Source organism: Roseburia sp. OF03-24 (assembly GCF_003463035.1).
Taxonomy (GTDB): Bacteria; Bacillota; Clostridia; order Lachnospirales; family Lachnospiraceae; genus Roseburia; species Roseburia rectibacter.
Genome location: NZ_QSCK01000079.1, coordinates 1 through 1,467, shown reverse-complemented (window position 1 = coordinate 1,467; position 1,467 = coordinate 1). Strand labels below are relative to the sequence as shown.

Sequence of the window (1,467 nt, the reverse complement as noted above, 5' to 3'; positions counted from 1 at the left end):
TTTAACCCGCACATATGAACGAGATTATTCTGGTCTTGTTACAAAAATTAATCGTCCGGGAGGCAGATATACAAGGTATTGTTATGATAAACTGGGACGTGTGATAAGAACTGATTATTATGACAAAACTTATGAGAACTTTACTTATAATAAGAATGGCGCTCTAATAGAGGTGGAAAACCAATATGGCAAGGTAAAGTTTGAACGAGATTCGTTGGGCAGGATTACGAAAGAGTGGCAGGGCAGGCACTGGATATCTAATCAGTATGATGAATTGGGAAACTGTATTCAGACAGTAAGCAGTTTTGGAGCAAATATACTTACCAGTCGGAATGAAATGGGACAGGCGACACAAGTGGCGGCATATTTGGATAAAGAAAAGCCGTGGGTGTCCAGGATGGAATATAATGCTTTGGGGCAGGAGACTCAGCGTCTGTTCTCTAATAATATCTGTAGTGCATGGGATTATGATAAAGCTGGCAGACCGATTTTTCACGAAGTAAGTAATCAGCGAAGTAAGGCAGACGCTGCTCATCAGGGAATTTTTGGAAATGTTGTCGGCTGGTCGGATACATTGCGCAGGCACAGATATGAATGGGATGTGAATTATCAGTTAAAGGAGGTTACGAATGGACTGACAAAAGGAACAACAGTGTATTCTTATGATCAGTTTAGTAACTTAGTAAGTGCAAAAGAATCTGGTTTTGAGACAATTTTTAGAAGTGCAGATATTGTAGGAAATCTGTATGAAACAAAAGATTGCAGTGATCGTATTTACGGAGCGGGCAGCCGCTTAGAGAAATCCTGTATTAACTTGAAGGAAAAGCGGAACAAATATCAGGGAGGATATGGGAAGCTTATAACCAAGGGCAGGCAATTTTTCTATGATGAAGAGGGAAATCTGGCGAAGAAAATAGAACCGGATGGAGGTACATGGACGTACCGTTATTTTGGAAACGGCATGCTCCGGGAAGTAACCAGACCGGACAAAAGCTGTGTCAGCTTCCAATATGATACTTTTGGCAGGAGGATTGAAAAGTCAGTAACCAGTATACATAGTAAAGGAGTATCAGAGGGAAGGCAGCAAAAAGTAATAAGATTCCTGTGGAATGGAAACAACTTGTTTCATGAATGGGAAGAGAAATGCACAGTGGGCAGAAGGAAAACTGAAAATAAAGTAGATTTCAAAGCGGATTATATTTTGAAGCTGGAAAAACGAGAGGAGGAAAAAGCAAAAAAAGAAGCAGGGCAGGGAGAAAATATACCGGATAATCTGATTACATGGGTATTTCAGGATGACTTTATTCCCAGAGGAAAAATCACCAAGGATGGGAATTACAGTATTATAAGTGACTATCTGGGAACTCCAGTGGAAGCCTATGATGAAGAGGGAAAGAAGGTTTGGGAAAGAAATCTGGATATCTATGGGCGTGTAAAAACGGAGGAAGCATTAGGTGAAAAGAATTT

1 protein-coding gene is annotated in these 1,467 nt (G+C 40.4%); it reads left to right on the top strand.

Annotated elements, in window-relative coordinates:
- A partial coding sequence (locus tag DXA60_RS18435) for an RHS repeat domain-containing protein (RefSeq protein WP_199536254.1) occupies positions 1-1,467 on the top strand: 1,467 nt, incomplete at both ends.